The organism is Ktedonosporobacter rubrisoli (genome assembly GCF_004208415.1).
In the GTDB taxonomy this organism is placed as follows: Bacteria; Chloroflexota; Ktedonobacteria; order Ktedonobacterales; family Ktedonobacteraceae; genus Ktedonosporobacter; species Ktedonosporobacter rubrisoli.
This window is the reverse complement of sequence record NZ_CP035758.1, coordinates 5,840,604-5,863,350: the sequence shown is the minus strand read 5'-3', so window position 1 is coordinate 5,863,350 and position 22,747 is coordinate 5,840,604. Positions and strand designations below refer to the sequence as shown.

The window sequence follows — 22,747 nt, the reverse complement described above, 5'->3', positions numbered from 1 at the left end:
TGTTTCTGGAAGTAGCCAACTTATGCTTTTTTCAGCCACCAAGAATTGCTGTTAGTCACAGAGCTACTCACGGCAATTAATGGCCGCAATGTCCAGGATATGGTGTTTTGGGAAAATTATTCAACAAGTTACCTGGAGAGGTACCTTGCTCCTCTATCAGCTTCCTGTGCGACGCATTGCTCGCATTTCTTGCTCTAGCACCCAGGTCTTTCCTTGATCAAAAGATACCTCACCTTGCCAGATGAAACTCGTGGGCGTGATGTCTGAAAAGGTCCAGCGCTCCAACCGCCGAGGATCTGGTCCTGTGCCTTCCTGCACGATGCGATCACCGATGCGACGCCCGATCAGATTGGCGAACTCTCTACCGCCTGGCATCATCCAGGAAACTCGCCACACATCTGCTGTTTCGTCATAGCAACGTAGCGTCGTACCGTACATGTGTGGAGGTGCCCCAACTGCAAACAATATGTCCTGGACTCCTCGACCTCCGAGCACCCACGCGAAATGCCATTCACCTCGTCTTTCTATTCGGGTTCCATCAGCGTTGAAATTGGTCGAGTGAATATCCCAGGCACCGACGAACTGCCCATAGAGCATAAGTTTGTCGGCCTGCTCAGAAAAAGGGCCGTCTGCAGCCAGCAGTTCAGTTGCTCTTGAATGTTTTTCGTTGTTGTTTTCCATTACGTTTGTTCTCTCCTTGGTCTTGAGAAATTTACATTTACTGCCTGTTTTCTCTCTTATCGCCAAATCTGCGTTCCTCTCGTTAGATTTTGCGCAGAAGATGGCCGGTCTGGAGATAGCCAATTGCGCCATCAGGCTTGCGTATAAACGTGAGCTGGCTCCCTTTCCACGGCGGCTCTAGAATTACAACGCGATCTTTCCCACAGAAAGCAATTCGTCGGGGAGGTTGCGGGGGACCGCCAGGCGTTTCCCTTGTGGGATAGCCTCCTTTAAATTGGGATATGATTACCAGCCCTTCATCTACGAGACGAACTTCCGTCCGGCTTAACGATGAATCGTATACACCCTCATAAGAGGCTAAATCTTCCCTTGTCATGCCAAGAAAGGTAGGGAGAGGCTCTACTAACCCAAGGATATGCAGGCGCAGCCATGGCACCAATTCGGCTATCAGGGCGCTTCCTCTGCTCCCATTTGTCAGAATGGCGAGCGCAAATTGGCGCTCTGGAAGCAATTGAAGAGACGAGACCTGCCCGCTGGTTATGCCTCCATGACCGATGGCTCTCATTCCATTGAGGTCGTCAATTTCCCAGGCCAGACCGATCCATCCCTGACTTCTGGCAAAATAGGGCTTCTGCATGGCAGCAATCGCTTCTTCACTCAGTAGTCGCGTTCCATTTCGGGTTATTCCTTGACCAAGGTGGAAGCGAGCAAAACGCAGAAGATCAGCCACACTCGTTACCATGCCACCAGCAGGATAGGTAGAACGAAATTGTGCATCCCCAGGCACAATTTTCAGCACGCCGTCCCATACCTCATGCCCAATCGTTCGATGCTTCGTCATCGTCTCACCAGGAAGAAAGGAGGTCTGTGTCATCTCAAGCGGATCAAAAAGGAAATGTTGCATTGCTCGTTCAAATGCCTGACCCGTTACGACTTCAATCACCCGACCCAGTAATGAGAAGCCCACATTGTTGTAGGAATACACTTCTCCCAAGGGATATTCTTGGGAGAGGGTTCCCAAATGGTTCACATATTTGGCAAGGGCGTCAGAGTCTTCGCCTGTATCAAGCCACAAGTCACCTACCCAGCCTGCCGTATGAGTCAAAAGATGCATGCAAGTCACTTGCTGAGCTACATTTTCGTCAGCAAGATGTAAGTCGGGGATATATCTTCGTATTGGAGCCTTCACATCAAGCTTGTTCATCTCTGCTAAACGCATAATAACGCTCGCGACTACCGGTTTGGTAATGGAAGCCACTTGAAACAAGGTTTCAGGCGTGATGGGCTGCAGATTATCAATTCTGGTGACTCCATAACTCGTCCATGCTTCCTCGCCCTGGTGAAGGAGCCCAACGGCGACGCCGGGCACCTGGAGGCGCGTGGCCAGTTCTGCAATATGTTGTTGTACTCCAGCAAGAGTTCTTCTTACCAAATCATTTGGTGTCGCCACAGGCTTTCCTTACTTCGTTCAGACTTGATTTACAACGTCGTGGCATACCCCTTGAAGCAGCACGTCTGGAGAGTTATTTAGTAGTTTTCGAAGCATTTATTCGCAATTATGCTTGTATAGCAAAAAAGCTTCCAATGTAAGTATATCTTTTCATTTTTGTTTCTGTCTAGTGAGCTGGTATGAAAGAGCAAAACTGCAAAGTTTGGTTTTGTGTTTCAAACCTTCCACCTGATCCCCTGGCCTGACGGAACGCGAAAATGTGATGTTGCCAATAGAGCTAATGGGTGGAATAGCGGAAGCGGCCATCCACTCGCTCCCAACCGTGTTTCAGCTTTCGGGAACTTGCCGAGAGTATGGTGTATCTGGATCAACGTCTTGGTATTGTTGTGTGCTATACTGCTCAGTGTTGGGTGACTCAGGATGCGTTCCCCACCATGGAAGAAAGAGTATTATGCCTACGCCATCACGATATGCACTCATCTGGTCTGAGATGCAGCACAAGTATGAACTCCAACTTCAGCGCCAACGAGTTGATTGTTTTTCCCCTGGAGACGCGCTAGCTTTTTCTCGCTGGCTAGAGGAGCATACTTCGTTTGCATTTCTCGGGAAATCCGGACGGCTTTCGGTTATCAAAGAAGCAAGGCAGCGTGGAACCGGGTATTGGTATGCCTATCGCAAGCAAAATCAGCGTACTCACAAGCGCTATCTCGGACCATCAACAAGAGTGACGTTCGCGGTGTTAGAGGAGGAGGCGAGACGACTCAGTAGCGCTTCCTTCCTGGTTCAGCAATCAGAGCGAAAAGCGCCGCCGTCCGAACGGGGGGAGGATGTGATCCTCTCTCTCAGGCTTGCTATTCCCCGCTTGCCCAGCTTCTTTGTGGAGCGTGCTCGCTTGCAATCTGTTCTGGATGCAATCCTCTCCTTCCCGTTGACGGTGGTCTCGGCCTCGGCTGGAAGCGGCAAGACCACGCTCCTCTCATCATGGGCGCTTGCTTCAAGTGTGCCACAAGGGCAGGTTAAATCAAAGTGGGCCGAGAGGATGGTCGCCTGGCTCTCCCTCGACGCATTAGACAATGATCCTGTGCGCTTCTGGTCCTTGATCATCGCGGCCTTGAGACGCAGAGGCACCTGTGTACCCTCGTTTGGAGAGAAGACACTTGCCCTATTGCACTCGTCTCAGCCCCACTCTCTTTTGACCATGATGGCCTCCTTGCTTGATGAGTTTCAGGAGATAGACCAGAAATTGATCCTCATCCTGGATGACTACCATGTGATCAAGGAGCAAGCTCTCGTCGAGACTCTACACTTCTTCCTCGATCATCTGCCTGCCGACCTGCACCTGGTACTGGCCAGCCGCACAGAACCGCAGCTTCCTCTCTCTCGGTTTCGCGTGCGCGGGCAGCTCCTGGAGATTGGTTCCAGCGATTTGCGCTTCACGCGGGAAGAGGCAACTAGCTTTCTAGTCCATCACATGAATCTGCCTCTCACAGAAGACGAAGTGGCCCAGCTTTCGGCTCGGACCGAAGGCTGGATTGCCGGTCTCCACCTGGCGGCTCTTGCTCTGCGCAAACAGCAGGATCTTTCCGGTGCGGTCTCCACCTTTGCTGGCTATTCTCGTTTTGTTCTGGACTACGTGCAACAGGAGATCCTCGCGCGGATTCCCGTCTCTCTCCAACATTTTCTGCTTCAGACCTCGATCTTATCCCGCATGAATGCAGCGATTTGTCAGGCTGTTACTGGCGCGAACAGAGTCCAGGAGAGTCAGCAGATGCTAGAGGAGTTGGAGCAAGCCAACCTCTTCCTTGCTCCTCTCGATTCGGAGCGGCAGTGGTATCGCTATCATGATCTCTTTCGAGAGGTGTTGCTCGCTCGTCTGCATCTCACCAACCCGGATCTGGTACCTTTTTTGCATCAGCGGGCGGCGCGGTGGTATGAGGCTCAGGGGCTGCTGGAAGAGGCGATTGCCCATGCCCTGGAGGCTGGTGATGCCGCCTTTGCAGCCCTGCTGCTTGAGCGCTTCATCGTTCCCCAGAGTTGGTGCAACGAATATCACATCCTGCATAGCTTTCTCGCCCGTCTACCACAAGAGGTTCTCGCTGCTCGGCCTGATCTCAGCCTCTCTTACGGGATCGCCCGCGTGTTAACCGGAGAACGGGGGCCGAGAGCGTTAGAACGGGTGGAAGAGTCCCTACAATGGGCGGAACGAGGATATCGCGAAACATTCAACCAGGCCGGACTTGGCGCGGTCTGGATCTCTCGTGCGGCCCTCCTGGCCCAACGAGGAGAATTTGCGCGCGCCTTTGCCCTGGCCAGAGAGGCGCTGAATCGGCTTCCAGAACAGGATCGGATGTGGCGGGGTCACGGACTTGTTGTCATTGGAATCGAGCTGCTGTGTTCTGGCCGCCTTGATCAGGCCGAGCAGTTCCTTCGGCAGGGATTAGCGCTCTATGAGGCCTCCGGTACGCTCCCAGGGATGCTCATAGCTACCGTAATGCTGGGTGAGGTGGCCCTCTCTGGCGGAGATCTTCACGCGGCTGAGCATACGTTTCGTCGTGTGCTGGCGCTCTCCGACGAACAGCAGACTCTTCGCCAGAGCCAGTTGACATCACAGATCGGGACGCATGAGCGATACTATGAACGCCTTGCCCTCTATGATCTTGCTCAACTTGCCTATGATTGGAACAAGCTAGAGCAAGCAGAACAGCTTCTCCAGGAGGCGCAGGCAGATGGGTGGCTCGTCTGGCCTCATCTGCTCACCCCTGGAAACCTGCTGCACGCTCGTCTCCTGGTGGCTACAAGACGGTTTCAAGGCGCGCAGGACTTTCTAAACGAACTAGCCTCTCATAACCAGCCGCCGGAAATCCTCCGCGAAATTGCCTGGTGTCGGGCGTTCGTTGCCCTGAGCCGAGGCGATCTGGCTGCCACAGAACAGTGGGCTGCTTCCCTTCCCCAAACCAGGCCACTTCCTCTCCCTAGATGGGAGGAGGAAATGCTGTTGCTGGCTCGCTTGCGCATCGCTCAGAGCCAGCCATATGAGGCGCTCAATGTACTGATAGGCGTCAAACGAGAGGCGAACGGCGAGAGACGCAAGCGGAGCGCCTTGCAGATTATCTTGCTGGAAGCCGTGGCCCTGGAGGCCAGCGGAGATCGTATCCAGGCAAAAGAAACGTTGATGCAGGCGTGCAGGCAAGCCCACCTGCAAGGTTATCTGCGCCTCTTTCTCGATGAGGGTCCAGTCATCGAAACCCTGTTGAAGGCGCTGGTGCGTGATCGAAAGGCAGCGGGGTTGTCCTCCTTTCTCCGCACACTTTTGCGTGCCTTTGCTGATGCTCATGGGGATGCCTCCACACCTCAATCGCAACCACCCTCCTGGCTGGCTGAACCCCTGACACCACAAGAGCAGCGCGTTCTTCAACTGCTGGCCGCAGGAAGCTCGAACCAAGAGATTGCCAACCATCTGATTGTCTCCCTCACTACGGTGAAAAAACATGTGGCAAACATTCTGGCCAAGCTCGGCGCGCAGAATCGCACCCAGGCGGTGGCCCTGGCCCGCGAGTATGCCTTGCTTTAAGGCCAGAGCCCCTCTTCTCTCTGGCGTTTCTTCTCCTCCATAGTATCCCTTTGGCTCCTGTATACACGCGCAGAAGGCAGTATCATTGCAGGTAGATGATCACCCTTGCACACGCCTCAGAGGACTTTCCTCGGTGATTGGTGAGTCGTGCATGATTGGGGTCAGCCTAAGGCTTCGACTGGGAGCCGCGCGCCATCTAGAGGCGTTGCGGGGCTTTGCTTATATGGAAGCTATTGTCACCCAAGAAGCTGGAAAGCATAGTGATATCGAGATATTTGCCAGGGTAGCACCCAATATGGATGCGCTTACGGCCTGGTGTATTAATTAGAACAATTGTGAGGAGCTTCAATATGGTAACACCTTCTGCAGATTTCCCTTTTCCCTCCCATAGCCAGAGCGTCTTTGGGGCAAAGATGCACTACATCGATGAGGGAACTGGAGATCCCATCCTGTTTTTACATGGGAACCCGACATCATCGTATCTCTGGCGCAACATTCTTCCCACTCTTTCGCATCTGGGACGCTGTATTGCACCAGATCTGATAGGTATGGGCAGATCAGAGAAACCCGACATTGCCTATCACTTTTTCGATCACGTTCACTATCTTGAGGAATTCATCCAGACATTAGGGCTCCAAAATATTACGCTTGTGCTCCATGATTGGGGTAGCGCTCTCGGCTTTCACTATGCAAGCCGACATGCGAGCAATATCAAAGGGATAGCTTTTATGGAAGCGCTGCTTATGCCTCTGCCCGGCTGGGAAGTGTTCCCTGATAGCGTTCGCGCGTTGTTTCAGGAGTTTCGGACAAGAGAGACGGGGCGAGAGTTAATCATCGATCAAAACGCATTCATTGAGCAGGTGTTGCCTCACAGTATTCTCCGCCCTTTGACCGATGCGGAAATGGCCTGGTACCGGGAACCGTTTGTCAATCCAGCCAGCCGCGAACCAATCTGGCGCTGGGTAAACAACCTCCCCATTGCTGGCAGCCCTGTGGAGATGGTCGAGGTGATGGAGGCATACAATCACTGGCTGCAAGCCACTGATCTGCCCAAATTGCTATGTTACGCGACTCCTGGAGTCGTGCTTCCAACTCCTCTGGTGGACTGGTGTCAACACCACCTCAAGAATTTGACCACGAAAGACGTTGGGCCGGGACTGCATTATATCCAGGAAGATAGCCCTCATCTCATCGGTTCAGCACTCGCCCAGTGGTATGCTGCTCTGTAAAGCCCGCAGGATATGCACCTGCTGAAAATGCGAGATGCATAAACTCTTTTGCGAGCTGCCAATATGGCCTGCATGTGCTCTTTTGAAGGCAAGGTCAGCATCCTCCTTGCGGGTTTCCTGCCCGTAACATCTGCCCTGGTCAGACTTTGCAATTGCGGATGCCGAGAACTTGATCTTGATGAGGGATTTGCCTGCACCTTCAAGGGAAGTCCAGCTCAACCAGACAGCCCTACGGACAGGTTACAGTCTTGGCTTTCCAATCGATGCAGAAACAGGTAAGATCATAGGTCACATTTGCTCATTTTGTTACGTCTATTGTCCAGACTGTAGATCACAGGATGAAATGGGTCGAAAGTTGTTTATTGCGCGGGTGATCTGCCCGTTTGTCAGAGGGGAGATCATCCAGGCAACTATGCAGCTTTCTCCCGTTTGCATCAGTCTACAAGGGGACTTCTTGCCCTGTAAGATGCGATAGAAAATGACTAGGATTTGGCGTGCGTGACACCGAAGTGCCATAGCGCTTGAAACACACAGACTGAGGAGGAAACCTATGAGAGATTTTCAGGCCATTGCTGATCGTTTCGAGATCGAGGCGTTACGTGGCGAGTTCACCGACGCGGCAATGATGCACGACTACGACCGCCTGGCATCGTTGTTTACAGAGGACGGCGTGGTACGGATACCTGCCATTAACGCTGAGACCGCCGGCCGGGAGGGGATTCGCGCCGGAGCTGAGCGGCTGCAGGGGCAGTGGAACTACTTCGTACAAATCACGCATGCGGGCACGATCCAGCTTGAAGGCGACACTGCGGTCGGCCGGGCCTACATCTCGGAGCTGGGGCAACTGCGCGACGGCAGCTCGCATCAGAACTACGCCATATACCACGACCGCTACCGGCGCACTGCTGACGGCTGGAAATTTGCCGAGCGCGTCTACGAAATTAGATACGTAGACAGCACTCCGCTGCTGGGCTCAGCACCTCAGACAGCCGGAGCAACCGCTAAGGAGAATACGCCTACGACGAAATGAAGCCGGGGAGCAGGACTTCACCTTCAAGCTTTCGTCCGCTCCTCGGCGTTTTCTACGGACCTGGGCGTGGCTAGTTCGCGATACCATGTCACAGTCCGACGCATAGCCTCTTGATGGGAAGTGAATGTTTCCCCGAAGGTACGGCTATATTTGCTCCCATCGAACAGAAGGGGTGCGTTAAATGCATAGAGCATCTCCACTGATTCGCGTAGGACTAGATTCGTCAGGCCAAGGATGCGCAGCAGAAGGCCTGACACCGGAAGCGGGCGGGCCTGCACACCGGCAGCTTCGCTGGCCAGGGCAATGTACTGTCGTCCCGTGAGCGCTGGAGCGGTGGGCAGATGCCAGACCTGGCCCAGGGCCTCCTCGTGCGTTCCCAGCGTGATCAACCCACGGGCGACATCCTCAACAAATGAGAATGCATGCGGCACATCCAGCTTGCCAAGCCAGGGCACACGGCTGCCAGCCACTACCGCACTGAAGAACTGCTCTCCCATAGCTGAGGCGCGCACTCCTGGACCATAAAAGTCAGGAGTGCGTCCGATGGTAGCCTTGATCTTTCCCTGGGTATGGGCCGTCAGGATGGCTTCCGCCAGCTGTTTGCGCAATTGGCCTTTGCGCGAGCTCGGCGCCTGGTTAGAGTCCTCGGTAAGCGGCTGCGCAGTTGGGGCATACATGTAGTTGTTATCGATGTATACCAGCGTGGCCTCTGTGCCACTGACGGCGCTAATGATGTTGTCTAACCAGATAGGCATAGAGGCGGCCCACTGCGGATATGGCGCTCCTGCACAGTGGTAGACGATACTGGCTCCCTGACACGCGGCGCGCGTACTTTCGCTGTCGGTTAGATCAGCTGCCATAACCTCGACACCCGGGGGAACGCTGGCTTGTCCGCTGCGATTGACTGCACGGAGATGGGCCCCTTGCGTAGCCAGTTCTTGCACGAGGGCTTGTCCAACGCCTCCCGTGGCTCCTAGCACAACGTGGAATGGTGAAGCATTTGGCATATAATTCTATATCTTTCTATCCATTTTTTTATTCTATCACATGACTGACAAGTAAAGAAAATAAAACATCTTTGCTCTCTTCTTGCCAGCTAGGTGAGAGATTTTTTCTTGCATGTATTAAACAGATTTTGCTATACCTTTAAAGGCGATATTGCATAGTTGACATGAATATGAGAGACGTGGCAATAAGATGCTTTGTTTGGCTCACAGATGCCCGGGACCGGGAGTTGTCAGCCGATAGAATATCGCTGGCTGATCCAGGTTGCTGCCAGAAGTTGTCCCGTCATGGTAACATGGATGCCGATGCGCTCAAAGTACGCTATTAGGAAGGGTTACTCCATGAAGAACCATTCTCCCCAGGATCACGCGCCGGAGGATCGGCCTCCGTGTTTCGTCAAATTTCGTGTTGCAGACCTGGAACGCTTCAAGCTTCTTGCCCAGGCCTTTGAGATCTTGAAACAAGAGAAGCTCAAATACTTTGCTGAAATATCTGCAAGTGAGGAGGCGCCGGAAAACGACAGTCAGGAACGAGCATTACAAAATATTGTAGCTTCTCTGCATAAACTTTTTGATGAGCAAGCATTGGCACATTTCTGGTGGCCCTCGCAGCAAGAAGTCGAGGATTATTGGCGGCGCTGGTTTGCTACGCCGCTGCCCCAGCGCTTTACCAATCCGTCACTTAAAACTTCCTGGGCTTTTGAATCCATGATTCGGTGCTTCCTGGACGGGGAATATGAACTTATTTCATGCCGGCTGCTCACATCTGACACGGGCGTATTGGCATTCGATCCTTTTAGCTTTCCCTACGGTGGAACTGACTGTATGAAGGCCTTGATCGAGGCCTTTGATTTCCAGGTCATAGGCGAGGATAACGGCACCGGCTATACTGCCTGTATTTAGCGCTGTGCATAAGCTATGTTTAATTGAGCTTAATTGAGCGCAAAACTTTGAGCACCCGTATTCCTGGTCCTCTTTGTTCAAGCGTTGCAGCACATTCCCCTTTCAGGAGCTTGACGGGAGCTCAGCTAGCCGTGGGGCATTCCGCACGTGAGAGTTGAGGGTCACGATAAGTGCCACAAGTAGCCGGTAGGCTGCGAAGATCAGCACTGTCATCGTGCCTCCAAAGTGTTGAAGAAGAACGCCAGTGAGAGCCATGCCAATCGGGAGGGAGCCACGAACGATCAGGCTGGCGATGCCAAGGACACGTCCCTGCATTTCATCTGGGGTAAGCACAGTTCGATATGTAAAATTAATCACGCCCATGATTCTCCCCCAGATCAAGTACAAGGTGAGAACGAGAGTGAGTATGAGCAGATTGGAGGCGAGGGCAAAAAGAGGCAGGATGAGCGCGGTAAGCCAGCAGATCAGACTAATAACCATTCCATAGCGGAAGCGCTTCGCAAAAAATGGGCCAAGCATACCTCCCAGAATTCCCCCAATGCTGCCGATGGCAAGGATCAAACCAGTAGCAAAGGCCGTGGCGTGCAGTTGTTGCGCGAGAACAACGACTATCAAGTTCATTCCTATAGCTGTTAGATTGAGTGCGCCAATCATCAAGGTCATAAGGCGCAAAAGTGGCTGCGAATTTAACCAGCGAAAGCCCTCTTTGATGTCTTTCCACAGCGCACGCGAGGCGGGCTGGCGCTGTTGCTGAAATGGTACCTTGATCCAGAGAAGGGAAAGCACCGAGGCAACATAGGAGAGCGCATCAGTTAGGAATGGAAAGGCCTGTCCAACGCCGTAGAGTGCTCCGCTTACTGGGGGACCAACTAAGGCCGAGACATAAGTGATGGTCTGGTTCTGGGCGCTGGCCTCAGAAAGCTGCTCACGCGGGACGACGTTGCGCAGGCAAGCCCGTTCGGCTAGATCAAAGAAGACTGAGAGCGTTGACTCTATAAGGGCGACAAGATAGATCTGGAAAATGGTGAGATGGCCCCATGCAAATGTAACAACAATGCTCAGCAGGCAAAAAGCGCGTCCTGCATCACAGAAAATCATCACGCGTTTGCGATCCCAGCGATCAATGAGCGCGCCCGCGTGCAAGCTGAGCAGCAGGACGGGAAGCAGCTCCAACACGCCTACCAGCCCTACCTGGGCCGGCGAGTGCGTAAGCGCTAAGATGAGCAGTATATACGCGAGATCGGAAACATGCGTTCCAACTTCTGAGATAGCTTGTCCGCCTGCCAGCAACAGGTAGCTACGATTCTGCCACAGGGGAACAGCTAATCTGGGAGGTTGCTGGTGACCTGACGACTCTTCGGCTTGTGACGCCATTTCTCACTCCCTCAAACTATTGTGCTCAAATGCACTCTTTGCTTTCGTCACATACTTCTGGAGGCAGCTGTAAGAAATTGAGGATACGACGATAATATGCCTTCCAGTCGCCCAGGTGGTAAATAACGAGCTTTGGCACTTGTAGGCTTAAGAGGATCTCCTCACAAATTTCGCAATAGATCTGATAGAGTTGCACTAGCCCAGCAAATCCCTGCAGTGATCGTTGAACGCCGTACGGACTGGGAACTTTCCAATTTACTTGATAGGCTTCCCATTTGCTGCCCCGCGCGTTACATATCCCGCGTATTGCCTGCGCAACGTCAGGGTGTGAGAAGTAGATAATTACAGGGTTGAGCGGTCGGAGGCACGCAATAATTTGTGCTACATACTGGCGTAAAACTTCTATGTCGGCGTTCATAAGTAGCAGATCTGTCATATTGCCATGAAACAGTAGCCCATCGCAGAGTACCACCTCTGAGCCTTGCAAAACCGCCTCAACAAAGTCATGCCATTTTTTCAAGCTAATTGCCACAAACTCCTCTACTGTGAGATCCAACCAGATTGCACGGGGATGAGGGAATGCTCCCTCCATACGCAAGGGATGTTGTGGTTCCTCAATTGTGCGCCCTTCCGCCAGAAAGCGAGCTGCAATCTTTTGACGCTGCAGTTCCTTTGTCAGAAACCTGGCAGTAGTGGTCTTGCCTGATCCCATAATTCCTTCAACAAATACGAAGCGCGTATCTCGCATCAACTCCATCCTTTCACGGATACTCTTTTGCCAGGCGATCTGCGTTTTCGTAGGAGTCTTCAGCTCCGGCAAGCGCACAAGTCGTGATATGCCTGAAATAAAGATCAATGAGCCTGTTCTCAAATCTTAGCATAGAAAGAGCATTTTTTGCCAGAATATGCTCAATTCGGCTTATGGTCCTTGATTGTTATTAAAGGATGGATTTTTATAGTAGATCCATGAATGCAAAAATTGTCGAGTGAGGGGAGGTCGGCTATGGCAGTAATATTCCTGGCTGGATTGCCTCTAGGCCGATTCTGCAGGGCTGAACTTACCTCTGCCAGTGATACAATAAGAGAGCTATAGTAGGTAAATGGATGTTTTGTTCCCTAAATAGTAAGGATGACTCAATGGCAACAAATTTGGCCCACCTGGCCTCGGAGGAAGTGTTTTATTTAACTACCATCGGGCGCGTGAGCGGCCGCCCACACAAGGTTGAGCTCTGGTTTGCTCTTAACGGGCAGACCCTCTATATTCTTCATGAGGGCGTAGTGGGTGACTGGATAAAGAATGTCGAGCGTCAGCCAGATGTGCTAGTGACCATCAAAGATACCCAATTCACAGGAAAGGCACGCCTGGTAAAGGATCGTAAGGAGGATGAACTGGCCCGCCAGCTCCTGGCCGGCAAATACCAGAAGTCTGCGGATCACCTTGTTGAATGGGTGCATGCTCCCCTCTGTTTTGCTGTGGATCTGACAATTTAAGCATAGAGAAACGTTTCCCATATACTGAGGCGGAGCAAACAACCGCCTCAGTATCGGCTCTACAGCTCGATTTGCCTGAATGTTCGAACTAAATATCGCTGGTACTGCCATGGCGACCACGGCCGCTTGCAAAGCGTTTGGCGCCCTCTACAGATTCACCGGAACCGAGTACATCCAGCCCTTGGCGCGTCTCGTTTCTAAGCGCATCTGGCCAGGAGAGGGACCATTGTTCATAGGCAGAGAGCCGATCGGAGCGCAAGCCGTTTTGGGGGAAACGTGCGAGCTCGTTGGCGAGGGTCAGAGCAGCCGTTAGCGCTTCTCCGGGCCGCGTCAGGCGGTTGGCGAGTCCCATGCTCAGGGCCTCCTGCCCTGATACGCCGCGCCCGGTAAGAATCAGGTCAAGCGCGTGACTTTGCCCGATAAGGCGAGGCAGCCGAATCGTGCCCCCATCGACGAGCGGTACGCCCCAACGACGATTAAAGACGCCGAATGTAGCGTTCTCGGCCGCTACGCGCAGATCACACCAGAGCGCAATTTCCAGCCCTCCGGCGACCGCGTAGCCCTCCACGGCGGCGATAACCGGTTTAGAGAGGAGCATCCTGGTGACTCCTAGAGGGCCATCGCCCTCCTCGCTCACCTGCAGCATTCGCGAGCCTTCCGCTACAGCTTTGAGATCGAAGCCAGCACAGAAATTTCCTCCGTTTCCAGTCAGGATCGCCACGGCGAGTGCGTCGTCGCCGTCGAACTCACGAAAAGCTTGAGCCAGCGCCGAGGCTGCAAGACTATCAAGCGCATTTCTCACTTCAGGACGATTGATAGTAACGACAAACGTTGTTCCCTGTCTTTCCGTTAGAATTACTCCTGCCTCGTTGGGGCTATCAGCATTGTATGACATAGAAGCTCCTTTGCTTTGAATTACCTCTTGAAGATAGTTTCAAAAGATAGAGGTGCTGATCATTGTATCTTATGGGGCAGAAAGAATACCCGCTCCTACTAAATCTTTCTGCTAGTGTTCCTCATTTACCGATCTAAGATTGATTTTTCAGCGTATGACAAAATTAAGGTCCGTATTTTTCGCCGAATGCGTCATATTGTAAGCTAGTTTAGCGAATTGTACATATTGTTCTGCTAGCGTCTAAGCATACTGGAAGAGAGGTACATATGTACGGAACAGTTGCGCAGATGCGGGCCAGAGCAGGGACTGCCCAGCAGCTTATTGATCAACTTAAAGATTTTGAAGCTGCCCAGGTACCAGGAACGGTTGCAGTATATTGTTATCGTATGGATTCGGATGAGAACGAGTATTATATCGCAGTTGTATTTGAGAGCAAAGAGGCGTATAGAGCTAATGCGGAGAGCCCCGAACAGGATGCGCGCTATCGTCAGTTATGTGCCCTTCTAGAGGAGGAGCCTGTTTGGCATGATGGCGAGATCATCAGCTCTCTACAAAAAGCAAGCGTACCAGTTCCTTCAGGAGAGTAGAATCTGCCACCCTGAGAATTAGAGAGGAACAAACTCATGAGCAAGACTTTTGCTGCTGATATGGATGCCTTGCGCCAGGCGATTGAGCAGCGCAATGCTGCACTTCTCATCGATTTGTATGCTGATAATGCTCAGATGCAAATTGTTGATAGGCTGCATCAGCCAAGTTCTCCGCTTGAGTTACGTGGAAAACAAGCTATTGCAGATTTTTTGAACGACATTTTCAATCGCGATATGACCCATCGTGTCATGGATGAGGTAGTTGGGACAAATCGCCTCTCGTTCAATCAGGCCTGCCAATATGCTAGCGGTGAGCGTGTACTCGCCGCCTCTGTGTTGGATCTCCAGAACGGTAAAATTGTGCGCGAGACTACTGTACAAGCCTGGGATGAGTAAGCGAATATCGGAAGTATGCCGGGAAAAATCGGAAGTGCAGCGGAGTAGTCATCCCGCTGCACTTCTGTCTGCTTAAACGTTTCTTCCTCCGATTTGATGCGGACAGCTTAACTTTGTTGTCCTTGTGGCTGAGGTGTTGGCGTGGCAAGAGTATCCAGATTGAGCATAGCCACGATACGCGCGTAGGATTTTGTCTGTGCTATCGTCGCGACAGCTCCTGTGTTCACATCAAGCGCATAGATAGCGTTATCGGCATAAAAAGTTAAGGTGTGATTATCAAGCCAAGGACCAAGCTCGACAAAGCGGGCTGTGGTTACTGCCAATACCTGGGGCGAACTTATCTTCAATTGCTTTCCGGAGCCCTTTATCTGTGCGGTATATAAAGCGCTGTGCCGCCTGAATGGCATCTGAGCATCGCTGGAAAAAACCACATAGGTGAGAGTGCGCCCATCCGGGGAGAACTGCGGTGTAGTGACCCAATGGTATTCGGCGCTATTGCTCAGCTCATGTTGTTCTGGTAGCAATACGTGCGAATCCCTGGCCGTTAGTTCCTGCCCGTCTATAGGGGCCATAAACAGGCTATTGGCATAGTTTAGCTCGGCAATATCATCGGGTACGCTGCCATCGGAGGGTGCCGGAACGGTTCCCGCATAGCTTGAGTAGAGCAGCGTGTTGGTGTTGGGAGCGATTTCTAGAGGCGTTTGCGGCGTCTCTTCGCTCAAGATTTGCTCGGGCTCAGCAGCCGTATTGTCGGTGAGCTTTAAGGTCCATAAGCCATATTGCACGGCGTGATGATCGCCTCGATCGTCGGTGAGCAGCAGCGTTGTCGTATCGTCCTTCTGGCCGGGACTATCCAGGAAGGAAAAGACGCGGAAGCAAGGGCAATCGTCGGCTGAATGCTGATAAATAAGGGACGAAGACATTAATGGCCCCGCATACAGATTTACGGTTCCATTGCCGTTGCTGGGCTCGCTGCTCCAGGCGATGGTTGAACCATCTTTGCTGAGCACCATAGAAGTAACTACCTGACCGTTGTCTACATTAGCAATTTTTTTGGGAGTCCTGCCAGAGAGATCAGTGATCCATAACCCATTGCCGCTATAGATGACCTGCCCCGCTGGTGTGAGAATAGGTGGCGTGGCCCGATTATAGACATAACCCGGAGTAGATAATAGTTGAGGCGGCTCATCTCCGGCTACTGAGGCCAGATAAAGGGCATCCTCTTGTTCATAGAGTACATAACGTCCACTACTGAGCTCTAATGGTGCGATGCCCGTTTTACCGGGTATTTCGAGCGGTCCTTCACCATTGCTATCTGCTTCCTGGGAGTTCCCGGCAGAGGCCAAGGTCTGCTGCCCGTCTGGCTGCACGATTGCTTGTGGCAGGTTACGAATAATTAAGGCTGTAAATAGTATCAGCAGTAAGCCAACAATTACGAGTAAAGAGATAACTCCACTTTTTTTAGGAAGCTGTGAATCCCGTCTGGGTAACGGTTGCGAAATAAATTTTTTTTGTGATTTCTCAGGTGGACTACTTACCTGTTGCGTCAAGGCTATTTATAACTCCAAATATCTTGTTTACAACATTCGTCAGTATACACAAAACTATCCTGGATGGGAAGATGGCAATAGGCGCCTGTAGGGTTTTTCGGGTCTGTTAGCTTGTCACCAGGCGGCAATACTTGCACTTTCCTCGCTAATGAGGAAAGCTATATCCAACCCTTCAGGACTGCTGAAATCTGGCTAAGAGCCAGCTCAAGCTAAGTAATGTAATCGGTTATTGGATTTTTTGCTGCACCTGCATGGTTGCGCTATGGCTCAAGATAAAATCTCGTGCTCTGGCATAGACCTCTTCGCGATCATGATCTTTCATGATTACATGAAAAGAACGATAAAATGTAATAAGATGTTTATCCTGGGAACCGAGCAGACGATAGATTTCGCTGCCATCGCACGCCGGGACGACATGATCATGGTGCGCGACCATAATCAGGACAGGGGCCGTTATCGTCGGCAGCTCAGCACGTAACTGCGGCAAAAATTCCAGCATGCTTGCTACAGGGGCCGTTGGCGTCCAACGATAACCGCGGGATTGGTAACGGCGATGCGCCTTTGGATCGCATATATCCTCGCGCAGCGTAGGTAGAAGAGGCGTAAGATACTTTGCCAGATGTACGGCTAGCTGCATCCAGGGATACATGCGTACTGGTGCACAAATAGTCACGATCCCGGCAACGTTTTCCTGCGCGGCCACGTGTAAGCAGAGCGAGCCACCCAGAGAATGCCCAATAAGAAAGACCGCTGCGCAACGCTCTTGCAGGCGCTGCAAGGCAGTCTTGACCGCGCATGCCCACTCTGGCCAGCCGCTGGAAAACATTTCGCGCACATGCGTGCCATGGCCGGGTAAGAGCAAATTTTCGGTAAGCAGGCCTTGAGAAGCAAAAGCATGTGCCAGATCTTCCATATCGTGCTGATCTGCGTTGAAGCCATGGACAAGCAGTACTCCTATAGCTGCTGGCTGCTTGTTGGCTAACTGGCTTTGGGTAGCAGCGATGGAATATTCAGATGGTGTTTCCATTACCTCTGCATTTTCTATTGCAGCACAACTCTTTCTATCCTTCTGTATATATCTACGGATAAGTTAAAAAAGAGGTTACATGCTGTGAGCTATTTCATAGCTATATAGCCCATAATGGGGTAGCGTAAATAAATTAACCTGTTCCTTGTCCTCCTTTGACCCGGATAGGCAGGGGCTCTCGTCTTACTTTTGGTGCTTGTAAACAGCCCCTACTTGCTCTTTCATGATCTGCGTGCTATAGTCGCTAACATAAGAAAATGGACCCATTTCCTTAGCAGCCAGCCGCGAGAATTATACTATGAAGTTCGCGGCTCTGAGTTTTGCTGGTTCAACTGATGCAAGAGAAGGCTTGGCATTTGTTTTAGTTGTTATTGAGGAGTGGAAAACTGTGAAATTCTCAACCAGGGCCATTCATGCGGGCCAGGAGCCGGATGCGGCTACTGGTGCGATTATGACCCCAATCTTTCAGACATCAACCTATGCTCAGACCGGCTTAGGTGGACATAAAGGCTACGAATATTCGCGCACGGGCAACCCCACGCGTACAGCGCTAGAAGAGTGTCTGGCTGCTCTCGAAAATGGCAGCTATGGGCTGGCTTTTGCCTCTGGCCTGGCAGGCGAGAGCGCCATTCTGAGTATGCTCAAGGCCGGCGATCATATTGTCTCGTGCGATGATCTCTATGGCGGAACCTATCGTCTCTTCGAGCGCATTGTTGGTCGCTATAATATTGAGACAAGCTATGTGACGGCAAGTAGCATTGCGGATTATGAGAAGGCCATTCGCCCTAATACAAAGCTGCTCTGGCTGGAAACGCCTACTAATCCCTTGCTCAGACTTGTGGATATCAGGGCCGTGGCCGAGATTGCGCATCGGCATCAGATATTAGTCGTAGTGGATAATACTTTCTCCAGCCCCTACTTCCAGAAACCGCTAGATCTGGGAGCTGATATTGTACTTCATAGCACGACCAAATACATCAATGGGCACAGCGATGTCGTCGGTGGGGCCATCATTACTAACAATCAGGAGGCCTATGAGGCCCTCAAGTTTAATCAGAATGCCGCCGGCGGCATCCCGGGCCCTTTCGATGCCTGGTTGACGCTGCGTGGTGTAAAGACGCTGGCAGTGCGTATGCGCCAACACGAGGAGAATGCTCTGGCCGTGGCCCGCTACCTGGTAGAGCACCCGCGCGTCGAGAAGGTCTACTATCCCGGTCTGCCCTCCCATCCTGATCATGAGCTGGCAAAGCGCCAGATGAGCGGCTTTGGTGGCATGGTCTCTTTCCAGTTCAAGGGTACACTTGCCGATGTTGATCGCGTAGTGCGGCGCCTCAAGATCTTCACCTTTGCCGAAAGCCTTGGCGGCGTCGAGTCTCTGGTCTGCCATCCTGCCACGATGACCCATGCCTCTATTCCGCAAAAGATACGTGAAGCGCGCGGCCTGACCGATACTCTTCTGCGCCTCTCTGTAGGTATCGAAGATGCCGAAGATTTGCTGGCCGATCTAGAATATGCTCTGGCCTGAAGCGCTCCTTCTGTCTGCCTGAACAGACAAAAATTTCCGGTCCCGCTCCTGTGATCCGCGAAAATGCAAATAGCGGGGCCGATTTTTTTTGTTCTCCATTCCCTCTTTCAGTGACGTGCCTCAGCGGGCCTCCAACTATCCTCTCGACAGCTCTTAATCCCTGAGAACCACCATAGAATAGGTTTGCCTTGGCCGTCAGCTCTTCTATTCAGCTTAAACTGATAGTTGTGTGCGCCCTCTTCTCCGAAAATTGTCACCTCATATCGATTAAGAGCGATGTATAATATAGAAAGTGTTTATCATTGTTTTTATGCTCAGGTTACTATAACTCCCAAAATATCTCTGGCCTTCGGTACGATAAAAATAGGAGATTGCCTGGACTATGGCTCACTCACCTCTTTTGAGCTTGCGCGCGCGAAAAGGCTGCAAGGCTGCCTGTATGGCCTTGCTAGCGGTATTCTTGTTGAGCGCCTGTGGAGCGAATGGACAGCCCCAGCAACTGGCAAATCAACGAAAACTAGCCCTTGATCGCGAGCTTGCCCATGCGCGCAGTATCGGTGTCCCCAGTACATTACTTCAGCCCATACTCACTCAGGAAGCGGGTTTGCGCCAGACAGACGCGCCCCTTGCCATTTTTTCGGACCAGCCTGCCACTACCTACTATACGAATCTCGATCAGCGTTACCAGTTATTGCTTGTCCAGGTGCGCGGCATAGAAGCACAGATTACCCAGCAATATGATTATCAGGCTACGCTGGATATCCAGGCCCTTGAACGTGTTCTAGCCCAACGCCAGGCTCAGGGCTTTATGGAAGCAAAAACTTTTGCCGGCCAGCTTGAAGCGTATCAGAAGCAGATGGCTCGTGCCCAGGACCCCAGAATTTATAGTCAGATCAGCGCTAATGCCAGGAATACAACAAAGGCTCTACATCTGATGGGATCAGCCCACGATGCGCTTATGACCTTAAAAAAATCTATACAGCAGTTACAAGACTCCCAGCTTGACGTGAGCATGCTAAATCAGCAGGTAAGCTCTGACCTTGATCTATTTCGCCAGGCCAGTAAGCCTGAGGACTTTTCGCACCTGCTGGATTTGCTCAATTTTCAGCAGCAAGAAACGCTGGTGCTCAGCATGCAGGCTTTACCCTCTGTTGGCGCGGCCAAGCTCAAGCAATTTAGCGAAGATATCGATACCTTGAAACAATATGGCCAGGATACAACCAGCTTTCAGAAGCGCCTGGCCAGCGCTAAGCTTGCCCTGGAGAAGGCCAAACTGCTAAGCGATTTCCTGCAAGTTTCCAGTCAGCTTGATAGCGATCTTGCTTCTATCCGTTTGCCCCTGTTATATGGGCAGGCCAGCTACTTACTCAAGCAGTTTCATCAAGAGGTCTCTTCCTGGGGTAAGGCACATCAATATCATGACGCGTTTAATGGGCAAGATTATCAGCTTTCCTATCCTTATGACGAGCAGGGGATCGGCGCGGATGCCGATATCGCCTTACAGCAGGCTCAGACACCTGACGAATATCAGGCGGTAATCGATCTGCTAAATGATGATTTGCTAAACCTGCGTGCTATGGAGGCCGATTACGCGGATCATACGCCCTGGAACCAGGTTCATCAGAGCGATCTGCAGGTGCTGCGACACTATAACCTGGCCAGCTCGGGACAGGTTATAGTTATTTCCCTGGTAGAGCAATCCTTGCGCCTCTATCAGAATGGGAAGCTTGTCAAGGCCTTCCTGATTACAGCGGGCCAATATGAGAAGCCATCCTTGCCGGGCTTCTGGCACATTTTTGATCGCGAATCGCCTACAGTTTTCAAATCTAGTGAGCCCAAAGGCTCAGCTTTCTGGTATCCTGATACCAATATCAACTATGCCATGGAATATCATGCTGGAGGCTATTTCTTACACGATAGCTGGTGGAGACAGGACTATGGTCCGGGGACCAATTTCCCGCATGTTGATAGTGGTGGCGACCAAACGTTTTCTGGCACTGGCAGCCACGGTTGCATCAATATTCAGGAAGACCAGGCTAAGTGGCTTTATAACAATACCTCTTATAACACGGCCGTGATCATTTATTAATGTAGAGCCTCTATGGCCTGAAAGCAAAGGCGTGAGCAGGTCAGGGGTAGATCGCCAGGTAGTAGATCGTTTGACATAGATAATGGACTTCTGCTATAATCATCGGGCACTGAGTCCGACATGTTGTCGGCATTTTTGTAGTTAAGCCCGTGCGAAGGGGCAGATGTTTCGGGGAGGATTGACACTCACATGCCCAATAATGCTGCTGCTGAGAAGCGCATGCGCCAGGAACAGAAGCGCCGTGCTCATAATCGCAGCGTAAAATCACTTGTAAAAACTCAGATAACAAAGGCGCGCCAGGCGATTGCTGTGCCCAGTGTGGATGCAGAGGCCGCCGAAGCAGCGGTCCGCGCCGCCGTGAGCGAGCTGGATCGTGCCGCTAAAAAAGGTGTTCTGCACAAGAACAATGCTGCTCGTCGTAAATCACGCCTGATGAAGCAGCTCAACGCAAAGTAGGTTCTCGCGCTTAATGCTCCGCAACATATCTGTTCACTACCGCTGAGCACTGAGCGCATTAGGAGGTTTGAAGGATGGCCGACAATCAAGGCGTAACGAAGCCAGCCGGGCGGGCGTTACTGGCCGCTGTCGAAAGTGCTCAGTTACGAAAAGACGTACCCGAAATCCTGTCTGGCGATACTGTTCGCTTACAAGTAAAAGTTGTAGAGGGGACCCGCGAGCGTCTCCAGCCGTTTGAAGGCGTGGTCATGCGCTTGCGCGGAGGCGGCATTGATCGCAATTTCACTGTCCGCCGTATTACCAATGGGGTAGGCGTTGAGCGTACATTCCTGCTCAATTCCCCACGTATCGAGAAGATTGAAGTGCTGCGCCATGCACGCGTACGCCGCAAGCAGCTCTACTATCTGCGTGGCTTGACTGGTAAGGCGGCTCGCTTGAAAGAACTGCGCCCCATGACCAACAAGCAGATTGCTGCTAAAGAGGCTGCCAGGGCTGCTCGTGAGGCTCAGGCCAAGGCCCAGATCACTAAGTCTCAGCAGTCAACTGAGAATGCCAGCGGCAGTGCTAACGCATAAAAAGCACCACCCAACGCTAGAGGAAGAAATGACCCTGTTTGAGCAGGGTTATTCCTTTGTTGCCGGACTCGATGAAGCTGGCAGGGGCTGCCTGGCTGGCCCTGTTGTTGCGTCTGCGGTCATCCTTCCCTTACAGGAGGATACCCGGGACGTGCTAGAGCTCTTTGCCGGAGTAAATGATTCTAAGCAATTGACTATGCCGACGCGTGAACGGTTGTATGATGTGATTATGCAACATGCAGTAGCGGTCGGCATTGGCGTTGGTTCGGTCGAAATTATCGATGAACGTAATATTTTACAGGCAACCAAATATGCCATGCGCTCTGCGTTAGAGCAGCTATCCCCGCCTGCGCAAGCTTTATTGCTGGATGCCTTACTCCTCCCAGGTATTTCGCTGCCGCAACGCTCGATCATTAAGGGCGATGCGCGCTGCCTCTCTATTGCTGCTGCCTCGATTATCGCTAAAGTCACCAGGGACCGCATGATGCTTGAGCTGCATAAGAGCTATCCAGAATATCACTTTGATCAGCATAAGGGCTATGGTACGCCCGCACACCTGAATGCCCTGCGCCAATATGGCGCAACACCTCAGCATCGTAGAAGCTTCTCGCCAGTGCGCGAGCTCTTCGGTCTCTTTCCCGAGATCTAGATTATTTCGGCTTTTTTAGCGGGAAATTGGTCGGCCAGCGTGGAAAAGCCGCCTGATTTTTCGTCACTTTTTTCATCCACGAGAAACACGGCGGCGAATGCCTGATACTTATCCCGCTCATCAAGAATGAGACCTCGACTGCTGTACATTTTTTGCGGCAGGTGATGGCCCTGCGCGAAAAAAGCCAGCAGGAAGCTGGCTTGTAATTCTACTCCAGCTTCCTGATATGGCAGAGCCTGAGTCACAGGCCATATAAAATGGATCA

At 51.9% G+C, this 22,747-nt stretch carries 21 protein-coding genes and 1 pseudogene; 13 read left to right on the top strand and 9 right to left on the bottom strand.

Going from position 1 to position 22,747, the window contains the following annotated elements; translation table 11 throughout:
- Window positions 1-156 precede the first annotated feature (156 nt).
- Both EPA93_RS25510 and EPA93_RS25505 read right to left on the bottom strand, forming a co-directional pair.
- On the bottom strand, window positions 157-681 hold the full coding sequence (locus EPA93_RS25510; protein WP_207229211.1) for a hypothetical protein: 525 nt from the start codon (window positions 679-681) through the stop codon (window positions 157-159).
- Between the two features lie 82 nt (window positions 682-763).
- Complete coding sequence (locus EPA93_RS25505; protein WP_129890206.1) at window positions 764-2,131, bottom strand: serine hydrolase domain-containing protein; 1,368 nt, start codon at window positions 2,129-2,131, stop codon at window positions 764-766.
- Between the two features lie 451 nt (window positions 2,132-2,582).
- On the opposite strand from EPA93_RS25505, the gene EPA93_RS25500 reads away from it, so the two are divergent.
- The 4 genes from EPA93_RS25500 to EPA93_RS25485 all read left to right on the top strand — a co-directional run bounded on the left by EPA93_RS25500 (window position 2,583) and on the right by EPA93_RS25485 (window position 7,961).
- The gene (locus EPA93_RS25500) at window positions 2,583-5,702 is read left to right on the top strand and encodes a winged helix-turn-helix domain-containing protein (RefSeq protein WP_165423386.1); all 3,120 of its coding nucleotides are present in this window, start codon (window positions 2,583-2,585) and stop codon (window positions 5,700-5,702) included.
- A gap of 85 nt (window positions 5,703-5,787) precedes the next feature.
- The gene (locus tag EPA93_RS25495; protein WP_129890204.1) at window positions 5,788-6,030 is read left to right on the top strand and encodes a hypothetical protein; all 243 of its coding nucleotides are present in this window, start codon (window positions 5,788-5,790) and stop codon (window positions 6,028-6,030) included.
- 22 nt (window positions 6,031-6,052) lie between these two features.
- The gene (locus EPA93_RS25490) at window positions 6,053-6,931 is read left to right on the top strand and encodes a haloalkane dehalogenase (RefSeq protein ID WP_129890203.1); all 879 of its coding nucleotides are present in this window, start codon (window positions 6,053-6,055) and stop codon (window positions 6,929-6,931) included.
- Window positions 6,932-7,481: 550 nt separating this feature from the next.
- Window positions 7,482-7,961 carry a YybH family protein gene (locus tag EPA93_RS25485; protein WP_129890202.1) on the top strand — a complete coding sequence of 160 codons (480 nt, stop codon included), beginning with the start codon at window positions 7,482-7,484 and terminating at the stop codon, window positions 7,959-7,961.
- A gap of 23 nt (window positions 7,962-7,984) precedes the next feature.
- On the opposite strand, the gene EPA93_RS25480 is transcribed toward EPA93_RS25485, so the two are convergent.
- The gene (locus tag EPA93_RS25480; protein ID WP_129890201.1) at window positions 7,985-8,968 is read right to left on the bottom strand and encodes an NAD-dependent epimerase/dehydratase family protein; all 984 of its coding nucleotides are present in this window, start codon (window positions 8,966-8,968) and stop codon (window positions 7,985-7,987) included.
- Between the two features lie 339 nt (window positions 8,969-9,307).
- Here EPA93_RS25480 and EPA93_RS49205 point away from each other — a divergent pair, with 339 nt between their 5' ends.
- Window positions 9,308-9,868 (top strand): hypothetical protein, encoded by a 561-nt coding sequence (locus EPA93_RS49205; RefSeq protein ID WP_207229210.1) that lies wholly within the window; start codon window positions 9,308-9,310, stop codon window positions 9,866-9,868.
- Between the two features lie 102 nt (window positions 9,869-9,970).
- On the opposite strand, the gene EPA93_RS25470 is transcribed toward EPA93_RS49205, so the two are convergent.
- A complete protein-coding gene (locus EPA93_RS25470) occupies window positions 9,971-11,242 on the bottom strand; it encodes an MFS transporter (RefSeq protein ID WP_129890200.1) in 1,272 nt (423 codons plus the stop codon).
- Window positions 11,243-11,267: 25 nt separating this feature from the next.
- Window positions 11,268-11,990 (bottom strand): P-loop NTPase family protein, encoded by a 723-nt coding sequence (locus tag EPA93_RS25465; RefSeq protein WP_129890199.1) that lies wholly within the window; start codon window positions 11,988-11,990, stop codon window positions 11,268-11,270.
- 389 nt (window positions 11,991-12,379) lie between these two features.
- Between EPA93_RS25465 and EPA93_RS25460 the strand changes: the two genes are divergently transcribed.
- Complete coding sequence (locus EPA93_RS25460) at window positions 12,380-12,733, top strand: nitroreductase/quinone reductase family protein (protein ID WP_165423385.1); 354 nt, start codon at window positions 12,380-12,382, stop codon at window positions 12,731-12,733.
- Between the two features lie 88 nt (window positions 12,734-12,821).
- Here the strand turns inward: EPA93_RS25460 and EPA93_RS25455 are convergent, their stop codons facing one another.
- Window positions 12,822-13,628 carry a crotonase/enoyl-CoA hydratase family protein gene (locus EPA93_RS25455; protein WP_129890197.1) on the bottom strand — a complete coding sequence of 269 codons (807 nt, stop codon included), beginning with the start codon at window positions 13,626-13,628 and terminating at the stop codon, window positions 12,822-12,824.
- A gap of 266 nt (window positions 13,629-13,894) precedes the next feature.
- Here EPA93_RS25455 and EPA93_RS25450 point away from each other — a divergent pair, with 266 nt between their 5' ends.
- The gene (locus EPA93_RS25450; protein ID WP_129890196.1) at window positions 13,895-14,215 is read left to right on the top strand and encodes a putative quinol monooxygenase; all 321 of its coding nucleotides are present in this window, start codon (window positions 13,895-13,897) and stop codon (window positions 14,213-14,215) included.
- Window positions 14,216-14,251: 36 nt separating this feature from the next.
- Window positions 14,252-14,611 carry a nuclear transport factor 2 family protein gene (locus EPA93_RS25445; protein ID WP_129890195.1) on the top strand — a complete coding sequence of 120 codons (360 nt, stop codon included), beginning with the start codon at window positions 14,252-14,254 and terminating at the stop codon, window positions 14,609-14,611.
- A gap of 107 nt (window positions 14,612-14,718) precedes the next feature.
- Here EPA93_RS25445 and EPA93_RS25440 read toward each other — a convergent pair whose 3' ends face one another.
- Window positions 14,719-16,161 carry a TolB-like translocation protein gene (locus EPA93_RS25440; protein ID WP_129890194.1) on the bottom strand — a complete coding sequence of 481 codons (1,443 nt, stop codon included), beginning with the start codon at window positions 16,159-16,161 and terminating at the stop codon, window positions 14,719-14,721.
- 226 nt (window positions 16,162-16,387) lie between these two features.
- A complete protein-coding gene (locus EPA93_RS25435; RefSeq protein ID WP_129890193.1) occupies window positions 16,388-17,188 on the bottom strand; it encodes an alpha/beta hydrolase in 801 nt (266 codons plus the stop codon).
- Window positions 17,189-17,576: 388 nt separating this feature from the next.
- Here EPA93_RS25435 and EPA93_RS25430 point away from each other — a divergent pair, with 388 nt between their 5' ends.
- The 5 genes and pseudogenes from EPA93_RS25430 (at window position 17,577) to EPA93_RS25410 (ending at window position 22,482) form a co-directional block, all read left to right on the top strand.
- Entirely contained in the window at window positions 17,577-18,713 is a 1,137-nt protein-coding gene (locus tag EPA93_RS25430) for a cystathionine gamma-synthase (RefSeq protein ID WP_129890192.1), read from the top strand.
- Window positions 18,714-19,095: 382 nt separating this feature from the next.
- On the top strand, window positions 19,096-20,802 hold the full coding sequence (locus EPA93_RS25425) for a L,D-transpeptidase (protein WP_129890191.1): 1,707 nt from the start codon (window positions 19,096-19,098) through the stop codon (window positions 20,800-20,802).
- Between the two features lie 189 nt (window positions 20,803-20,991).
- Complete coding sequence (gene rpsT, locus EPA93_RS25420) at window positions 20,992-21,258, top strand: 30S ribosomal protein S20 (RefSeq protein WP_129890190.1); 267 nt, start codon at window positions 20,992-20,994, stop codon at window positions 21,256-21,258.
- Between the two features lie 74 nt (window positions 21,259-21,332).
- A pseudogene (gene rplS / locus EPA93_RS25415) lies at window positions 21,333-21,707 on the top strand (50S ribosomal protein L19); the annotation flags it as partial.
- A gap of 100 nt (window positions 21,708-21,807) precedes the next feature.
- Window positions 21,808-22,482, top strand: coding sequence for a ribonuclease HII (locus EPA93_RS25410; protein WP_165423384.1), 675 nt, complete (start codon window positions 21,808-21,810; stop codon window positions 22,480-22,482).
- On the opposite strand, the gene EPA93_RS25405 is transcribed toward EPA93_RS25410, so the two are convergent.
- Window positions 22,479-22,727, bottom strand: a complete 249-nt coding sequence (locus EPA93_RS25405; RefSeq protein ID WP_129890188.1) for a hypothetical protein — start codon at window positions 22,725-22,727, stop codon at window positions 22,479-22,481. The two genes, EPA93_RS25410 and EPA93_RS25405, sit on opposite strands and share 4 nt — an antisense overlap.
- Window positions 22,728-22,747 lie beyond the last annotated feature (20 nt).

Excerpts from the sequence above, each read along its gene's own strand:
- EPA93_RS25510 (WP_207229211.1), bottom strand. The coding sequence starts at position 681 with ATGGAAAACAACAACGAAAAACATTCAAGAGCAACTGAACTGCTGGCT.
- EPA93_RS25500 (WP_165423386.1), top strand. The coding sequence starts at position 2,583 with ATGCCTACGCCATCACGATATGCACTCATCTGGTCTGAGATGCAGCAC.
- EPA93_RS25490 (WP_129890203.1), top strand. The coding sequence starts at position 6,053 with ATGGTAACACCTTCTGCAGATTTCCCTTTTCCCTCCCATAGCCAGAGC.
- EPA93_RS25485 (WP_129890202.1), top strand. The coding sequence starts at position 7,482 with ATGAGAGATTTTCAGGCCATTGCTGATCGTTTCGAGATCGAGGCGTTA.
- EPA93_RS25480 (WP_129890201.1), bottom strand. The coding sequence starts at position 8,968 with ATGCCAAATGCTTCACCATTCCACGTTGTGCTAGGAGCCACGGGAGGC.
- EPA93_RS49205 (WP_207229210.1), top strand. The coding sequence starts at position 9,308 with ATGAAGAACCATTCTCCCCAGGATCACGCGCCGGAGGATCGGCCTCCG.
- EPA93_RS25470 (WP_129890200.1), bottom strand. The coding sequence starts at position 11,242 with ATGGCGTCACAAGCCGAAGAGTCGTCAGGTCACCAGCAACCTCCCAGA.
- EPA93_RS25465 (WP_129890199.1), bottom strand. The coding sequence starts at position 11,990 with ATGCGAGATACGCGCTTCGTATTTGTTGAAGGAATTATGGGATCAGGC.
- EPA93_RS25460 (WP_165423385.1), top strand. The coding sequence starts at position 12,380 with ATGGCAACAAATTTGGCCCACCTGGCCTCGGAGGAAGTGTTTTATTTA.
- EPA93_RS25455 (WP_129890197.1), bottom strand. The coding sequence starts at position 13,628 with ATGTCATACAATGCTGATAGCCCCAACGAGGCAGGAGTAATTCTAACG.
- EPA93_RS25450 (WP_129890196.1), top strand. The coding sequence starts at position 13,895 with ATGTACGGAACAGTTGCGCAGATGCGGGCCAGAGCAGGGACTGCCCAG.
- EPA93_RS25445 (WP_129890195.1), top strand. The coding sequence starts at position 14,252 with ATGAGCAAGACTTTTGCTGCTGATATGGATGCCTTGCGCCAGGCGATT.
- EPA93_RS25435 (WP_129890193.1), bottom strand. The coding sequence starts at position 17,188 with ATGGAAACACCATCTGAATATTCCATCGCTGCTACCCAAAGCCAGTTA.
- EPA93_RS25425 (WP_129890191.1), top strand. The coding sequence starts at position 19,096 with ATGGCTCACTCACCTCTTTTGAGCTTGCGCGCGCGAAAAGGCTGCAAG.
- rpsT (WP_129890190.1), top strand. The coding sequence starts at position 20,992 with ATGCCCAATAATGCTGCTGCTGAGAAGCGCATGCGCCAGGAACAGAAG.
- EPA93_RS25410 (WP_165423384.1), top strand. The coding sequence starts at position 21,808 with ATGCCAGCGGCAGTGCTAACGCATAAAAAGCACCACCCAACGCTAGAG.